This is a genomic window from Martinezella lusitana (assembly GCF_010668395.1).
GTDB classification, from domain to species: Bacteria; Pseudomonadota; Alphaproteobacteria; order Rhizobiales; family Rhizobiaceae; genus Rhizobium; species Rhizobium lusitanum_A.
The window spans coordinates 152236-166365 of record NZ_WUEY01000008.1 but is presented as its reverse complement, the minus strand read 5'-3'; the positions used below and the strand labels follow the sequence as shown (position 1 = coordinate 166365).

Below are 14130 nucleotides of genomic sequence, written 5' to 3'. Positions count from 1 at the left end.
CCCGCACGCCAAGCCGAGCACCATTCGCAAGCGCAGTCTCCTCGAGACAGGAGGCTGCGCTTTCCTATTTGCGGGATCCCTTCAAAGCAAGACTAGATCAAAAAACATCAGAATCCTGATTGACATTGATCTTATTGGGTGGAAGTCTGAGCGAAATGGAAATGATTACGAAAAAGGAACCTTCGTTGAGCCAAGCCGGGGGAGTGAAAGTCGATCGTCTCGACGCTATTCGCAGCCATCTCTATGCGAACGGGTTTTCGACCATTCAGGCGCTTGCCGATGCCATCGGCGCCTCGCTGGCAACGGTGCGCAGAGACTTGCAGGTCCTCGAACGGGAAGGCGCGATAGACCGCGTGCATGGCGGCGCCCGGATCGCCGAGGGCTCGTCGGTCGAACTTGCCTTTCAGGAGCGGGCCAAGCGGCACTTGTCCGCCAAGCGCGCCATTGCGACGGCGGCCTATGATCTGCTTACCCCGCGCACGGCGATCTTTCTCGATGCCGGCACCACCGTCCTCCAGCTTGCACGTCTCATCCGCCTCAACCCGATGCCGCTGCGCATCTTCACCAACGGGCTGACGGTCGCGCAGGAATTCCTCAACATTCCCAATCTGGAGGTCGTGCTCATCGGCGGGCAGCTGCGCAGCGAGAACGCCTCGCTGGTCGGGCCGCAGGCCGAAGCGATGCTGGAGACGATCTGGTTCGACCAGCTCTTTCTCGGCGCCAGCGCCATCAGCCCGGATGGTGCGATCTACAGCGTCGATAGCGCCGAGGCGAGCCTCAACAAATGCATGCTCACCCGCTCGGCACAGCGCTTCCTCCTCGCCGATTCCTCGAAGTTCGGCACGACGGCGACCTATAAGGTCGCTCCGTTGAGCGTGGCGAAGGCGATCACCGACGCGGGTCTTTCCACGCATTGGCGCAGCGAGCTTATCAATCTCGGCGTCGAGGCGACGATTGCCGACCTGGGAGCGCAGGAATGAGCGGCGACCTGATCCTCGGCATCGATGGCGGTGGCAGCAAGGTGCTGGTCGCACTTGCAGACCGGGCCGGCACGGTTCTACGGATGTCGCGCAGCGGCGGCGTCAATCCGATGGACAATCCGAACTGGCGGCGCGAACTGGATCTTTCCCTGCGCCCCTTCCTGGAAGAAGAGCGGCTGGCGGCCGTTGCTGCGGCTCTGCCTGCCTATGGCGAAGTAGCCCGGCTGTCGGAACAGCAGCGCGAGGCGATCGAGACCGGCTTTCCCAAGGCGCGGCAGTATATCCTCAACGATGTCGACGCCGCCCATCTGGGCGCTTTTGCCGGACAGCCCGGCATTCTCATCCTGTCCGGCACGGGCTCGATGGCCTGGGCGCGCAACGGTGCCGGCATGTCTGCGCGTGTCGGCGGATGGGGCGATGTCATCGGCGACGAGGGTAGCAGCTACTGGATCGGACGCGCGGCACTTGGCCTCGTCAGCCAGAGCCTCGACGGGCGCGCGCCGCCGACCGCGCTGGCGAAGGCCATGTTCGAATTCCTGCGGCTCGACGGTTCCGATCCGATCAATGCGCTGGGCGGATGGGTGAGCGAGCTTGCCAATCCCCGCGCCGATATCGCCGCGCTTTCTCTTCTGGTCGATCGCGTCGCCCGCGCCGGAGACGGCGCAGCCAAGCAGCTGATCGAACAGGCCGCGTTCGAGCTTGCAAAACATGTCGAAGCCATTGCGCCGCATTGCGATGCCGCCGCCGAGTGGACCTATGCGGGCGGAACATTTGCAAGCCGCGCTTTGCTTGCCGCGCTCGAACGCCGCATTGGCCGGCCGGCCGCAACACCGAGACTTCCTCCCATAGGCGGCGCACTTCTCGCAGCCGCCCGACTCCTCGACTGGCCGGTGGATGACGGCTGGATCACGCAAATCGCCGCCACGGCAAAGACTGCGGCGGTGCATTCAGGTGAAGCAGACCTCAATAACAAGGAAAGAAGGGAACATGCGTAAATTTACTCTGCCTTTCGTCGCTCTCGCGGCGCTCGTTGCCGCCGTCCCGGCTCTCGCACAGGATGCGAAACCGCTCGCCGGCCAAACGATCACGGTGCTGATGCCTTCGCCCCAGGCACCGAACATCCCCGGCGACTTCGAAGCCGAGACCGGCATCCACGTCAACATGCAGACGCTGTCGTGGGACGATATCCGCCCGAAGCTCGTAACCTCGCTCATTGCCGGCACGGCGCCGGCGGATGTCACCGAATTCGACTGGTCATGGACCGGCCAATTCAGCGCTGCCGACTGGTATCTGCCGCTCAACGACGTGATCGATGCCGATACGGTCAAGGACATCGGCGTCTCCAAGATCTTCACCGTCAACGGCAATCTCCTGGGCGTGCCCTATACGAACGACTTCCGCGTCATGCTCGTCAACAAGAAGCATTTCGCCGATGCGGGCATCACCAGCATGCCGAAGACGCTTGACGAGCTTGTCGCCGCGGCCAAGCAGATCAAGGAAAAGAAGATCGCGACCTATCCGATCGGCCTGCCGCTCTCGGCGACCGAAGGCGCATCGACAAGCTGGTATCTGCTGACGAAGGCGTTCGGCGGCGAGCTGTTCGACAAGGATTTCAAGCCGCTCTTCGTCTCCAAGGATTCCGCCGGCTACAAGGCGCTTGCCTTCGAATTGATGCTGTTGAAGGAAGGGCTGGTCGATCCCGCCTCCACCGGCCTCAAGGACAGCCAGATCAATGAGAGCATGTTTGCCCAGGGTGTGACCAGCATCATGATCTCGGGCGAACCCGGCCGTATCGGCCAGATGAACGATCCCAAGCAGTCGAAGGTCGCAGGCCAGGTCGAGGCCATCCTGGTGCCCACGGCAAGCGGCGAAACCCGCAGCTTCGGCTTGCCGGAAGCGCTCGCCATTCCGCGCGTTTCGCAAAACAAGGAAGCCGCCATCGCCTTCGTCAAGTGGTTCACCAGCAAGGAGTTCCAGAAGAAGAACGCGGCGAACGGCGCCCTGCCGACCCGCACCTCTGCGCTTGCCGAACTGAACGCGTCGGGTCAATTGCAGAGCGGCGATGCCCTCGTGGCGCAGTCGAAGACCGTCGAGCCGCTTTTCCAACAGGGTACGCCGCCCTGGTATCCGGAATTTTCGAGTGCGGTAAACACGGCGATCAATAGCGCTGCGAAAGGCCAGGTCACCGTCGATCAGGCCATGCAGAGCATCGCCGATGCGGCAAAGCAGGCATCGGCGCAATGACAATCGCAATTTCTGCCGGTGGCAGGAGCAAGCGAGGTGCCGGCGTCAAAGCCGACACCACGCTGGGGATCCTGCTGGTCTCGCCGATCCTGATCACGATGGCGGCCCTCGTCTTCTTCCCGATAGGAAGAACCGTCTGGGATAGCCTGCACAGGGTCAACCCGATGCAGGCGGGCACTCCCTTTGTCGGGTTGGAGAACTACACCCGCATGTTCTCCGACGCGCCGTTGGGCACGACCTGGATCAACACGCTTCTATACGTGGTCCTCGCAGTCGTGGCGGAAACGGTCTTCGGCGTACTTGCCGCTGCCCTCATCAATCAGGTCAAGGTCGGCCGGCAATGGCTTCTTGCCGCCGTCGTCCTGCCCTGGGCGCTGCCCGGTGTCGTCAATGCGGTTATCTGGCTCTGGATCTACCAACCCGGCGCGGGATTGCTGAACGGCATTCTGTCGGCCGTGGGCCTGCCTTTCGAGAACCACGTCTGGTTCAACGATCGCACCAGCGCCATCATCGCGGTGACCGTCGTCCACGTCTGGCGCATGATGCCCCTGACCGTCGTCATCGTCCTTGCGGCCATGCAGAGCATTCCCGCCCACCTCTACGAGGCGGCACGCATCGATGGCGCCACCCGCACGCAGATGTTCGCCCTGGTGACGCTTCCCCTGGTGCGCAGCGCCATCGCCGTTGCCATGACCAATGCCACCGTCAACGCCTTCAACCTCTTCGACGAGGCCTGGGTGCTGGCGGGCTCCAGCCTCGAAACACGGCCCGTTCTCGTCCAGATCTATCTCGAGACGTTCCAGAACCTGCGGTTCTCCTACGGCATGGCGCTGTCGCTCGTGATCACGCTGGTCTCGCTGCTGGTTTCGCTCGTCTATGTCCTGCGCGTCTATCGCAACACCCGGTTTGACTGATGAAACAGAGCCTTTCCTATCGTTTGCTGATCTGGGCCGGTGTCGCGGTTCTCCTGATCTGGTCGCTCGGGCCGATCTACTGGACGCTCGCAAGCTCGGTCACGCCGACCGAGGACTTCTCGACCCGACCCATCCATTTCTTTCCGCAGCATTTTACGCTCGATCACTTCTCGCGCCTGTTCGGCATCGATATTGCCCGGATCGGCGGCGTTCAGGTCTGGTCGCAGTTCCGTGCCGCGCTGGTCAACAGCATCGTGACGTCGGTTGCCGCCACGCTGCTTTGCGTCGCAATCTCGGCTCTCGGCGCCTATGCCTTCACGCGGATCAAGTTTCCCGGGCGGGGCTTCCTGTTTGCGGCCGTTGTCGCGACGCTTGCAATTCCCGGCTATGCGGTGCTCATCCCGCTTTACCGCATTATGATCAGCCTTCACCTGGTCGACACCTATGTCGGCGTGGCGCTGATCTATGTGTCGGCCTACCTGCCTCTGTCCTTGTGGCTGTTACGGAGCGTTTTCGAGGCGCTGCCGATCGCGCTCGAGGAAGCAGCACAGCTCGATGGCGCAGGCAGGCTCTACATATTCTTCAACATCGTCCTGCCGCTTGCCGGCCCTGGCCTGACGGCGGCGGCAATCCTGACCTTTCTTGGCGCATGGGGACAGTATCTCGTTCCGCTCATCTTCTCGCCGCAGGCGACGAAGCCCTTGACGGTGCTGATCCCAGAATTCGTCACCAAGAACTTCATCGACTATGGGCTGATCACGGCAAGCGGATCGATTGCCATCATCATCCCCGCCCTGGTCGTCATCTTTCTCAATCGATACCTCGTCAGCGGTCTGCTGGCCGGATCGGTCAAGTAAATCGGAGCTAGCATGAATACGACGGAAAAGGTGATCTTCGAGCAGTTTCCCTATTGGGAAAAGGCGATCGGATCGGTCTCCGCCCCGCACCACGCCGAATTGACGGTTTTTCTGGGCTGCGGCACATCCTACAATCTTGCGCTGTCGCTTGCGACACATGCCAATCGCGCCGGCTACCCGGCGATTGCCGTGCCGGGCGCCGAATGGCTGAACAGGCCGAGCGCATTCTGGCCGCACTGGCAGAAGACCCATCTGGTTGCTCTTTCGCGCAGCGGAGAAACGACGGAAACCGTGGCCGCCGCCAAGGCAAGCCGCAAGGCAGGTGTCTTCGTCACCGCCATCACGGTTGAGCCGGAAAGCTCTCTTGCCAAGAACTGCGACCGGCTGATCGAAGCCGCGACCCATGGCGACGAAGGTATCGTCATGACGGTTTCGGCAAGCCTGATGCTGCTTCTGGGCATGCAGATGGCGGGCATGCAGATCCCGCCGTCGATCTTCTCGTCGGCGCGCCATCTGGCCGATCAGCTCGACAAAGCCTTGCCCGGCATCATCGAGGGGCGCTCGCATTTCGTTTTCCTCGGCAGCGGCTCGCTTTACGGTATCGCTCTTGAAGGCGCGTTGAAGCTGATGGAAATGAGCCAGATCGTCACGCAGGGCTTCCATCCGCTGGAATACCGGCACGGACCGATCAGCCTCGTCGATGAAAAGACCGCTATCGTCATGCTCTACAGCGCCGACCAGAAGGCCGCGGAAGCGCTGCTGGTCGAGGAATTGCGGGAAAAGGGAGCAATCGTCATCGGCTTCGGCGGCCCGGGCGACCTGGAACTGACCGTCGATTGCGATCCGGAGCTTGCCGGTCTCTGCGTGCTCCCCGCCCTGCAGGTCCTCGGCGAGCGCGCGGCGCAGTCGAAGGGTGTCGATACGGTAGCCCCCCGTCACCTGACCAAGGTCGTGATGCTCGGATGAACGCGTCGATAGAACACAATCGCCGCGCTGCATTGGCCCAGCTTCTGGGGAGCCGCGTCACGACGTTGCCGCGCGGGATCACATCGGTCTGCTCCGCGCATCCGCTTGTCATCGAGGCTGCGCTGAGGCGCGCGACCTTGGAAGATTCGGCCGTCCTGATCGAAGCGACCTGCAACCAGGTCAATCAGGAGGGCGGCTATACCGGGATGACGCCACGCGACTTTCGCCGCTTCGTCGAAGGCATCGCCGGAGTTGTCGGCTTTCCCATCGATCGCATCATCTTCGGTGGCGATCATCTGGGGCCGAATCCGTGGAAGAAGCTGCCGGCGGAAGAGGCGATGATCCGGGCTGAAGCCATGATCGCGGCCTATATCGAGGCGGGATTCGAAAAAATTCATCTCGATACGTCGATGGGCTGCGCAGGCGAGCCGGCGGCCTTGGCGGACGAGCTGACCGCCGAGCGCGCCGCACGGCTGGCGAAGGTGGCGGAAGAGACCGCTCGTCGCCACGGCCGCCGGTTGCCCGCCTACATCATTGGCACCGAAGTTCCGCCGCCGGGCGGGGCTACCCATGCGCTTGACGAGCTTGAAATCACGCGACCCGAAGCGGCGGCGAACACGCTGGCGGTGCATCGGGCAGCCTTTGCCAAGGCCGGTATCGAGACCGCTCTGGAACGGGTGATCGGCATCGTCGTTCAGCCCGGCGTCGAATTCGGCAACGCCAATGTCGCCATTTACAGACCGGATCGGGCGCGCGCGCTGACCGGTGCGCTGGATCACATGCCCGGCCTGCTCTTTGAGGCTCATTCCACCGATTACCAGCCGACCGAAGCGCTGGAAGCTCTGGTGAATGGTGGGTTTGCGATCCTCAAGGTCGGCCCCGGTCTGACCTTTGCCTTGCGCGAAGCGCTTTATGGCCTCGATGCCATTGCCACGGTCCTTGGCGGCGAGATCCTCCCGGATTCGATTTACGCCACCATGGAAGCCATCATGCTGGAGAATCCGGGCCACTGGAGTTCCCACTACGGCGGATCGGCTCGGGAACAGCGGCTGCAGCGGCATTTCAGCTATAGCGACCGGATCCGCTACTATTGGCCGGACGAGCGGGCGGCGGCGGCGGTTCAGGCCCTGTTCACACGCTTCGACGGCAATATTCCCGAAACGCTCGTCAGCCAGTATCTCGGCCGCGTCTATCCCGCCGTGATCGCCGGGACGGTTCTGCCTCGTCCGCGCGACCTGTGCCTTGCCGCGATCGATGCAGCCCTGGCGCCCTATTCCACCGCGACGATTGCATAGGTCCGACCGGGGCTCTGCCGGGCCGCCAACGAGACCGGCAGAGCCTGGACGATCAAACAACGCTTTTCTAATTGGAGATCATTATGGCATCGGTAAGCGTGACGAATGTCCGCAAGAGCTACGGTCATTTCGAAGTTCTGCATGGGGTTGATATCGATATTGCAGACGGCGAATTCGTCATTCTCGTCGGTCCTTCGGGCTGCGGCAAGTCGACCCTTCTTCGCATGATCGCGGGGCTTGAGGAGATCAGCGGCGGCGATGTCGCCATCGGCGGCCGGGTGGTCAACGATATCGAACCGAAAAGCCGCGACATCGCCATGGTGTTTCAATCCTACGCGCTCTATCCGCATATGACGGTCGAAGCGAACATGGGCTTTTCGCTCCGGCTCGCAAAGGCGCCGAAGGAACAGATCCAGCGGCGTGTGCGCGAAGCCGCCCAGATCCTGGGCCTGGAAAACCTGCTCGATCGCTATCCGCGCAACCTGTCCGGCGGCCAGCGCCAGCGCGTCGCCATGGGCCGTGCCATCGTGCGCCAGCCGCAGGTGTTCCTTTTCGACGAACCCTTGTCGAATCTGGATGCGAAGCTGCGCGTGCAGATGCGCTCCGAGATCAAGCAGCTGCACCAGCGCCTGCGCACCACGACCATCTATGTGACGCACGACCAGATCGAGGCGATGACGATGGCGGACCGGATCGTGGTCATGCGCGACGGTTACGTCGAGCAGATCGGCTCGCCTCTCGAGCTTTACGATCGGCCGGCCAACCTCTTCGTCGCCGGCTTCATCGGTTCCCCAGGCATGAATCTCATCCGTGGCAAAGTCAGCGCCGACGGCCCTGTCGAGTTCATCGCCGATGGCGGCGCCCGCCTGCCGCTGCCCGAAGGTTTTGAAATCACGCGCGGGGCCGAGGTGGTCTATGGCATTCGACCGGAAAACATCGCGATTGGCGAAGGCGGCATCGATGCCGAAGTCGTCGTGGTCGAGCCGACAGGCGCTGAAACGCTCATCGTCTCGAGCATCGGGCCGGACAATCTGGTATTGGCGCTGCGCGAGCGCATCGGATCCCGCGCCGGCGACATCATTTCCCTGAAACCCGATATCGGAAAGCTGCATCTTTTCGATGGAGCGACAGGCCGGCGGCTTTGACGGGATGGCGACCGAGCCTTCCCCTTCGCAAACCGACGGTTTGCCCGGCATGGCCCGGAGAGTAAAAGTCGAAGCACTTAACCGCTCTTGAAGAGCTATTTGGGGCCGGGTTTACGGAACGTTAACCATAAATATCGTTTCTACAGGGTGTGCAACATCACGTTGTAGGACACTTTTCAATGCTGGCTGCTGCGCGCGCCGCCCTGCGCATATCGACCTTTCTCATCCCGATTTCGGCCTGCCTCACCTCGGCAGCGGCCGTCGCGGCATCTTTGTCGTGGACCGGCGGGGTGGACAGCAACTGGAACAACGCGGGCAACTGGTCGACTGCATCGGTCCCCAGCTCAGCAGACTCCGTCATAGTCGACGGCGGCTCACCCGCTCCCGAAATCATCGCCGGCACCTCCGCCTCGGCAGGCAATCTCACCGTCGGCCTCGATGGCGACGGGGCGTTGACCGTTCTCGGCTCGCTGCAAAGCTCTTCCGCCTCGATCGCCTCACACGCGGGTGCCAGCGGCATTTTCGATCTGACGGGTGCCGCCGCGGACTGGCAGAACAGTGGAACGCTTCTGGTCGGCGACCAGGGAGCCGCGACGTTCACGATCAGCGCCGGCGGTCAATATGAGGGCGGCGGCCCTGTCTATATCGGCTCCGCCGCCGGGAGCAGCGGCAGCATCACGGTCAGCGGCCAATCCTCGTTCACGCTTTCCGGCAGCCAACCGCTATTCGTCGGCTACAACGGACAGGGCTCGTTCGATCTGACCGACGGTGCCGTGGCGAGCACCGGCGATGCGACACTTGGATACGGCGCGGGAAGTTCGGGCGGCGTGTCGGTGTCCGGCGCGGGAACAAGCTGGCTGATCGATGGAGATCTGCTCGTCGGTCGCGACGGCACCGGGACGATCGCCATATCAACGGGTGCGATCGTTTCGAACGACGACGCGACGATCGGGCTTGGAACCGGCAGCGGCACCAGTTCCGCGACCGTTTCCGGCCTGGGCTCGCAATGGAACACCAGCGGACGTCTGACGGTCGGCTCCAGCGGCGCCGGCGACCTCTTCGTCTACTCCGGCGCAACGGTCTCGAGTGGTTCGGCCGTCATCGGTCGCTTCGCCAGCGGCTCGGCCACGGTCGGCGGCTCCGGCTCGCTGTGGGACACCGGCGCGTTACTCGTCGGGGGCGATCACACCGATGCGGACAGCACAGGCGCCAACGGCAGGCTTGACATCAGCACTGGCGGCGAAGTCGACAGCAGCTCGGCCGTCGTTGCCGACGGCAAGAATTCGATCGGCGCGGTGACGGTCGACGGCACCGGTTCGCACTGGGATATCAATGCCGATCTCACCGTCGGCAACGAAGGATCCGGCTCCGTGACCGTATCGGGATCGGCAAGCGCCAATGCGGCAACAGCGACGCTCGGCAAGGAAGCCTCGTCCAGCGGCACGCTCGTCGTCGTCGGCAACGGCAGCCATTTCGACATGAGCGGCGAATTGCAGGACGGCGCGGCCGGTAGCGGTTCGCTGAAGGTCCTGGCAGGCGGCGCCCTCTCGACCGGCAATGCATCGCTGGGCACCGGCGCCGGCGGCAACGGTCAGGCGCTTGTCAGCGGCGCGGGCAGCCACTGGTCGATCGATGGCGACCTCGATGTCGGCAGCGCGAGCGGCGGTACGGGAAGCCTTGCGGTGTCATCGGAGGGTACGCTGACAAGCCAGAGCGCCAGCATCGGCACGTCCTCCGGTTCCAGCGGCGCGGCAACCGTCATCGGCAACGGCTCGACCTGGAACAACCAGGGCAACATGACCATCGGCGATGCCGGAAACGGCACGCTCGACGTCATCCAGGGCGGTTCGGTCCATACGGCAAGCGCGACGATCGGCGATGCGGCGGGCAGCAGCGGCGCAGTCACGGTTACCGGAACCGGATCGACGCTTGCGGTCGATAACGGATTGACGGTCGGCAATGCCGGCGACGCCAGCCTCACAGTGAGCGGCGGCTCGACGCTCTCTGCCCCAAGCATCACGATTGCGGCCCAGGCCGGTTCCACCGCCTCGGTCAATATCGGCTCGGCGCTCGGCCAGACTGCGACGGGCGCGGCGACGCTCGATGTCGATGCCATTCACTTCGGCAGCGGCAATGGTTCGCTCGTCTTCAATTTTGGCGGCACGCCCCAAACCGTGAAAACGGCGATCGACGGCAATGGCTCGCTCTATGTCGCATCCGGCGACGTGACCCTGACCGGCAATTCCAGCGCCTTCAGCGGCGTGACCTCGGTCTCCGGCGGCAGCCTGATCGTCGACGGCACGCTTGGCGGGTCGATCAATCTCAGCGGCTACGGCCTGCTCGGCGGAACGGGCACGGTCGGCTCTACGGTCGTGGGGGCCGGCGCGACCCTGTCTCCGGGCAACAACGGCATCGGCACGTTGACGATCGATGGCAATCTGACAACCCAAGGCGGCTCGACAATTCTTGTCGAAAGCAATGACGCCGGCACCGATCGCATCGATGTTACCGGGACGGTCAGCCTGAACGGCGGGTCCCTCTCCCTGGCGGGCAGTGGCCTGAAACCCTTCACCGACTATACAATTCTCTCCGCCAGCGGCGGAGTTTCGGGCAGCTTCGACACAATCCGGTCGAACTACGCGTTCGTCACGCCGGTTCTCGATTACTCCAGCGGCACGATCGATCTCACGCTCGCGCGCAACAGCACGTCCTTTGCCGCCGCCGGCACGAGCGCAAACCAGCGTTCGACGGCGCGCGGCATCGAAAGTCTCGGCGCTTCGAACACACTCTACGACGCCGTTGCGGTGTTGAGCATGGATGAAGCGTCCGGAGCCTTGAAGCAGCTCGCCGGTGAAATCCATCTTTCGCTGGCAGGAACGGCTTTCGACAATGGCCGCTTCGTGCGCGATGTCGCGATCGATCGCCTGCGCAGCATGCAAGGTGGCGTTGGCGCCAGCAAGCAGGCGCGGATACAGGCTGACACCGGCCTTGCTTACGCGAACGACGACCAGCGCCGGACGCCGCCAGAAAAAGCCATCAACGGCATTCTTTCCGATCCAGCCAATGGTCTTGCGGCGTTCTGGAGCGCGCCTTACGGAGGATGGACGTCTTCGGATGACGGCAGCAGCAACACGGGCGGCGTCCTGTTCGGCTTTGATACCACTCTCGACAGCTCCGATTGGCGCATCGGCGCGCTTGCGGGATATGGCCGCAGCCGGTTCAGCCAATCCGACGTCTCGGCCCATGCCGATACGGACAACTACAATCTCGGGCTTTATGCCGGCAAGGAATGGGGGGTGCTGGCGCTGCGGCTCGGCGGCACCTACAGCCTGCAATCGGTTTCGACCCTCCGCGGCATCGATTTCTCCGGCTATGCGGATTCGCTGCGGGCAGACTATCATGCCTATACGGCACAGGTCTTCGGCGAGCTGGCCTATGAGATCTCCATGGGCGATGCGCGGCTCGAGCCTTTTGCGAACGTGACGTTTACAGACGTGCGGACCAGTTCATTTTCGGAGCGCGGCAGTGCGGCCGCTCTGAGCGGAAGCGCCGATCAGGCGGCCGTGACGTTCGCCACCTTTGGCGCTCGTGCGGAGCGGGACGTTGCCTTGGGAGACATGCCGGCGAAGCTTTATGGTTCGCTGGGATGGCGGCATGCATTCGGCGATCTGGATATGACCTCACGCATGGCCTTTGCCGGCGGAGATATCTTCACCGAAAGCGGAACAGTCGTCGATCGGGACTCCCTGGTCGTCGACGCAGGCTTCGATATCGCGCTCAGCGAGCAGATCTCGCTCGCGCTGGACTATAACGGTAGCTTCGGCGCCGAGAACCGCGCGCATCTCTTCCGATTGCTCCTGCGGGCGCGATATTGAGGCCGATATAACCGCCCTCCCGCCAATGATGCCCTGACGACCGCCTCGTCTTCCGAGCGTTTGAAAATACGCCGGCCATGTCTTGGGTCGAGCAAGAACGTCAGACGCGGACGACACCAGTTCTCATTCTCATCCCTGGCAATCGGAAATCGGGTGGCTGCTTGGCCAGTCCTGACACTAGGATTCGAGTTCTCGCGGCACCTGGGGCGTATCGAACGCCACCGAAAGCCGCCCAGGCCGAGGACACGACATGAACACACCGATATCGACTTTCGCGCCGGCTCCCTTGGAAATCCCAGCCGCGGCCCGGGTCGGCGCCTATGATTGGCAGACTGCAGCGGCGGAGCTCGACGGCTTCGGTTGCGCTGTTCTCCCGCGGCTTCTGACACCCGAGGAATGCAGAGCGATCTCCGGACTGTATTCGCAGGAGCGCCATTTCCGAAGCCATGTAATCATGGCGCGCCACGGCTTCGGGAAAGGGGAATATCGCTACTTCCACTATCCGCTACCCGAAATTCTAGGCGGTCTGCGCACTGCGCTCTATCCTCACCTGTCCGGCATCGCAAATGGCTGGAACGAACGCATGGGCACCGAGGAACGCTACCCTGAGGACCATGCCTCGTTCCTGAAGCAATGCCATGAGGCCGGCCAGACGCGGCCGACGCCGCTATTGCTGCAATATGTGCCCGGCGACTTCAATTGCCTGCACCAGGATCTCTACGGCGAGCTTGCCTTTCCCATCCAGGTCGCAATCCTGCTTTCCGAGCCGGGACGCGACTTTACCGGCGGCGAGTTCGTTTTGACCGAACAGCGGCCGCGCATGCAAAGCCGTGCGGAGGTGGTGCCGCTGCGGCAGGGCGATGCCGTCGCTTTCGCGGTCCATAACCGCCCCGTTCGCGGAACGAAGGGGAACTACAGAGTCAATCTCAGGCATGGCGTCAGCCGGGTCCGTTCGGGCAAGCGCCACACGGTCGGGATCATCTTCCACGATGCCCGATAACGGCTACCCCGGCGGCGGGTCTCAGCCGACGAATCCGGCGTAGCTCTCGCCGGTAATGCGGCGCATGATGGCGGAATAGGCCTCGTGATGATGATCCGCCGCCAGGATCCGTCCCAAGGACGGTTGCGTAAAGGCCGAGATCGGCAGCAAGGCAATCGGCGTCGAGACGGGGGTCAGGTGTGAGCCCTGCCCGGCGCGCAATGTCGTCAGGAGGCCAAACATCTCGCCGGTGATGCTGGGCCTGGACAATATCGCCATGCGATACTGCCCGGACGAATTCGTCACGAGATAGATGTGCCCCGACAGATGCGGGACGGACACCGAGCCCTGCTGCGAAAACGAGGCGTCGCTGCGCTCGCGCTCCCGGAAGCCCAGACAGGTGCGGTCTCCATCCCAGGCGATTTCCGTGCAATAGGCGAAGATCGCATTCGGATCGCCGAAGGACGGGCGCAGCGTCAGGTAAGTGCCCTCCAGCCATGAGACCGAGGCGCGCGAATAGGCGCCAAGCTCTTCGGGAGCATGACCGTGTTTGTCGTTGACTGGAGGCGACTGCGTTCCGCCCGCTTCGCGCAGCACAACGCCCATCGCCTGCTCCAGGCGGATGATGGTCGCAAGCGTGAAGGGGCGGTGTCCGGAAAGAGCCTTCTCCAGTGTCGAAAGGCTGATGCGCGCATCGTTGGCAAGACGCTGCCTGGAAATGCGTCGCCGGGCGATCTCCTCGCGAACCCGCTCCGCCACTGCGCTGTTCTGATGATCGGATAGGTAGGGGTCGCCCTGGACCATTCGCTCGTTTCCTGTTTGCGTACTTCTCTTCACAATTCCACACATACCCGCCAGCGACAAGACCGTTTGCG

11 protein-coding genes are annotated in these 14130 nt (G+C 63.0%); 10 read left to right on the top strand and 1 reads right to left on the bottom strand.

Annotated elements, in window-relative coordinates:
• Positions 1 to 185: 185 nt before the first annotated feature.
• From GR212_RS19230 to GR212_RS19185, 10 genes are all read left to right on the top strand, one after another.
• Positions 186 to 980: a DeoR/GlpR family DNA-binding transcription regulator gene (locus tag GR212_RS19230; protein ID WP_163988348.1), complete on the top strand. Its 795-nt coding sequence runs from the start codon at positions 186 to 188 to the stop codon at positions 978 to 980.
• On the top strand, positions 977 to 1975 hold the full coding sequence (locus tag GR212_RS19225) for an N-acetylglucosamine kinase (RefSeq protein ID WP_163988346.1): 999 nt from the start codon (positions 977 to 979) through the stop codon (positions 1973 to 1975). Before GR212_RS19230 ends, GR212_RS19225 begins: the two co-directional genes overlap by 4 nt.
• Entirely contained in the window at positions 1968 to 3224 is a 1257-nt protein-coding gene (locus tag GR212_RS19220) for an ABC transporter substrate-binding protein (protein ID WP_163988344.1), read from the top strand. The genes GR212_RS19225 and GR212_RS19220 overlap by 8 nt, the downstream gene beginning before the upstream one ends.
• Positions 3221 to 4138 (top strand): carbohydrate ABC transporter permease, encoded by a 918-nt coding sequence (locus GR212_RS19215; protein ID WP_163988342.1) that lies wholly within the window; start codon positions 3221 to 3223, stop codon positions 4136 to 4138. The genes GR212_RS19220 and GR212_RS19215 overlap by 4 nt, the downstream gene beginning before the upstream one ends.
• Positions 4138 to 4995, top strand: a complete 858-nt coding sequence (locus GR212_RS19210) for a carbohydrate ABC transporter permease (RefSeq protein WP_163988340.1) — start codon at positions 4138 to 4140, stop codon at positions 4993 to 4995. The genes GR212_RS19215 and GR212_RS19210 overlap by 1 nt, the downstream gene beginning before the upstream one ends.
• Positions 4996 to 5007: 12 nt before the next feature.
• Positions 5008 to 5961, top strand: coding sequence for an SIS domain-containing protein (locus GR212_RS19205; protein WP_163988338.1), 954 nt, complete (start codon positions 5008 to 5010; stop codon positions 5959 to 5961).
• Positions 5958 to 7256, top strand: coding sequence for a D-tagatose-bisphosphate aldolase, class II, non-catalytic subunit (locus GR212_RS19200; protein ID WP_163988337.1), 1299 nt, complete (start codon positions 5958 to 5960; stop codon positions 7254 to 7256). Before GR212_RS19205 ends, GR212_RS19200 begins: the two co-directional genes overlap by 4 nt.
• Positions 7257 to 7339: 83 nt before the next feature.
• Positions 7340 to 8401: an ABC transporter ATP-binding protein gene (locus GR212_RS19195; RefSeq protein WP_163988334.1), complete on the top strand. Its 1062-nt coding sequence runs from the start codon at positions 7340 to 7342 to the stop codon at positions 8399 to 8401.
• Between the two features lie 179 nt (positions 8402 to 8580).
• Positions 8581 to 12276 carry an autotransporter domain-containing protein gene (locus tag GR212_RS19190; protein WP_163988332.1) on the top strand — a complete coding sequence of 1232 codons (3696 nt, stop codon included), beginning with the start codon at positions 8581 to 8583 and terminating at the stop codon, positions 12274 to 12276.
• Between the two features lie 250 nt (positions 12277 to 12526).
• Positions 12527 to 13276 (top strand): 2OG-Fe(II) oxygenase, encoded by a 750-nt coding sequence (locus tag GR212_RS19185; protein WP_163988330.1) that lies wholly within the window; start codon positions 12527 to 12529, stop codon positions 13274 to 13276.
• A 21-nt stretch (positions 13277 to 13297) separates the two neighbouring features.
• Here GR212_RS19185 and GR212_RS19180 read toward each other — a convergent pair whose 3' ends face one another.
• Entirely contained in the window at positions 13298 to 14059 is a 762-nt protein-coding gene (locus tag GR212_RS19180; protein ID WP_163988328.1) for a helix-turn-helix domain-containing protein, read from the bottom strand.
• Positions 14060 to 14130: the final 71 nt, after the last annotated feature.